A 2,769-nucleotide genomic window follows, 5' to 3' on the forward strand; every position below is an offset into this window, starting at 1 on the left:
ACACAGGATGCCAGGGTGCGCACATGGGTATCCATGGACTCGGCCGGTGTGTTGGCATAGCCCATGACCAGGCCATTGAAGCCCGTGATCCCCCCGGTGCCGTAAACCGACAAGGGCCGCGGGCTCAGCCCGGCAGCGAAAGCCCGCTGCGCCAGCGTCTGGTCGTCCAGCTCGGTCGGCAGGCTCAGCGTCAGGTGCATGCCGCAGGAGCCGCCCAACACCTGTGAAGGCGCGGGCCAGTGGGCCTGCAGGGCCTCGCGCAGGGCCTGCTGACGGACCAGGTACAGCTTGCGCATCTTGCGCAGGTGGCTGGTGAAGTGGCCCTCGTCGATGAAAGCCGCCAGCGCCCGCTGCAAGGCCGCGTGACCGCGACGATCCAGTTCACCCACGGCGCCCACGGCCTGATCGGCCAGCGCCGCAGGCATCACCACAAACCCCAGGCGCAAGCCCGGGAACATCGACTTGCTGAAGGTGCCCAGGTAGACCACAGGTGCGTCATCCACCAGGCCCTGCATGGCGGCCAGCGGGGGCCCGTCGTGACGAAACTCACTGTCGTAGTCGTCTTCCAGGATCCAGGCACCCTGTCGGCGAGCGCCCTCGATCAGCGCCAGACGCCGCTCCAGTGACAGCACCGAGCCCAAGGGGTACTGATGCGATGGTGTGGTGTAAATCAGGCGCGGTGGATGCTGGTGCCACCAGTGGGCAGGCGGGTGAATGCCCTGCGCATCCACCGTGATCGGCCGCAGCCGCAGGCCCGCCTGCGACAAGGCGGTGCGAGCTCCACCATAGCCCGGGTGCTCGATCCAGGCCAGCTCACCCGGATCGGCCAGCAACTGGGCACACAGGCTCAGGCTGTGCTGCGTGCCATCGGTGACGATGACCTGATCGGCATGGCAACGCACCCCTCGCGAGGCACGCAGATAGGTGGCAATGGCCTGCCGGAGCTCGGGCTCGCCCACGGCGTAGCGATAAGACAGATCCCCAGGCGATGCGCTGCGGTCGGCGCGCTCGCACAGGCGCCGCCAGATCTTGAGCGGAAAGGCATCCAGCGCCGGCACCCCGGGCATGAGGGGGCGCAAGTCGTCCTCCGGTGTGCGGCGACGCGAGCAATGCCGCGTGCGTTGCGACAGCAACTGATGGCGCGCGGCGGCCAGGCCCGATGCGGTCGTGCGCCGCTCGGCGCCCTGCCGCACAGCGGCCTGAACGGTCACCACAGTGCCTTGGCGGCTGGACTGCACATAGCCCTCGGCTGCCAGTTGTTCATAGGCGTGGATCACGGTGTTGCGCGCCATGCCCTGCTCCCGTGCGAGCTCCCGCGTGGAGGGCAACACGGCCCCCGGCAACAGGCGCCCTACCAGGATGGCGGCGCGCAGTTGTTCGTAAAGGCGGCGCTGACGCACCGGGTGGCCGCCTGCGGAGGTGGCCAGCACATCGTGCAGATCGATCATTGCGCGTCCTTTCGTGGCTCCATGATTTTGTGCTGGGGTGGATCTGTGCATGGTGCCACAGGCTCACTAAGCTGAAGGCCTCATTTCCTACAACACGAACAGGACGCACCATGCCACACAGCACCCCTACACCGCCCCCCAGTGAACGCGCCCGTGTACGGCGAGCCGCCGAGCGCGGGCACTACGATCAGGCCACGATCCACGCCATCGTCGATGCGGCCTGGCTGTGCCATGTGTCCTTTGCCGACTCGGCAGCCCCGGACAGCGCCGTGCTGTGTCTGCCGACGGCCTGCTGGCGCGTGGGCGATCGGCTCTACATCCATGGATCCAATGGCAGCCGGATGATGAAGCGCCTGGCCTCGGGGGCGCCAGTGTGCGTGAGCATCACCCACCTGGACGGTCTGGTGCTGGCGCGTTCGGCGTTTGCACACTCGATGAACTACCGCAGTGTGGTGATCCATGGCGCTTTTGAACTGGTGCAAGACGCGGACAAGCCGGCGGTGCTGGACGCATTCATGGACCACATCGCTGAGGGCCGCCGCCATGAGGTGCGTGCGCCGAATGCCAATGAGCTGAACGCCACGACGGTGCTGGGTTTGCCTTTGCATGAGGCGGCAGCCAAGATCCGCAATTGGGGGCCGCGTGACAAGGAGGGCGATGAGCATCTGCCTGTGTGGGCGGGGGTGCTGCCTTTGCGTGAGCAGCACTTGGCACCTCAGCCTGATCCCATGAGCGAGGGGCTGGCTTTGCATGGGTCTTTGGCGGCTTGGCAGAATGTGGATTGAGCGCTTTGGCGGGAGAGCGCAGGGCTGGGTCGGAGGGGGCCTGTAGGCCAGGCTTCAAGTGGGTGGTCCCGCTGCGCGGGACTCCCTTGCGGTGCTCACCAGGAGGCAGCGTTGGCGAACTCGCTGCGCGCCCTTTGGGCGCTCCACTCAAACAACGCCAACGAGTTTGAGCTTGATGCGTGCTGCGCACGCCTGCCTCCCGCCTCCGCTCCTCAGCACCCACTCAGGCGCCCGTCCTACAGGCCCCCTCCGCCCTTGGTCGCCCTGCTCGTGGCATGCATAGGCCCCGGGGACGAGGCAGGCATCGCTTCGTGCGTCATGGCCCCCCTGCCCCGTCAGCGTGACGCTTGTGGCATGGCGCCGCGCGCTCTTCGCACGCCACCAGTGGGGCGATCCAAGGGCCGAGGGGGACTCTGGCCGGGCGCCTCGGGGGCGCCGAGCAGCGGAGCGTCGAGGTGGGCGCGCGCAGCGCGCTTCAATAACTGACTCGTCGGGGTTGTCTGAGCGGATCGCCTGCAGGGCGAGTAGCGAGTTCC

The 2,769-nt window shown here is 67.5% G+C and carries 2 protein-coding genes; one reads left to right on the forward strand and one right to left on the reverse strand.

Translation table 11 applies throughout. The features are described 5' to 3' along the window. Positions 1 to 1,448: PLP-dependent aminotransferase family protein (locus VFW84_RS12205; protein ID WP_329680732.1), on the reverse strand; the 1,448-nt coding region annotated here is incomplete at its 3' end. A 110-nt stretch (positions 1,449 to 1,558) separates the two neighbouring features. Between VFW84_RS12205 and VFW84_RS12210 the strand changes: the two genes are divergently transcribed. Then, positions 1,559 to 2,233, forward strand: a complete 675-nt coding sequence (locus VFW84_RS12210) for a pyridoxamine 5'-phosphate oxidase family protein (RefSeq protein WP_329680733.1) — start codon at positions 1,559 to 1,561, stop codon at positions 2,231 to 2,233. Positions 2,234 to 2,769: the final 536 nt, after the last annotated feature.

This window comes from Aquabacterium sp., from assembly GCF_036279655.1.
Classification (GTDB): domain Bacteria; phylum Pseudomonadota; class Gammaproteobacteria; order Burkholderiales; family Burkholderiaceae_C; genus Aquabacterium.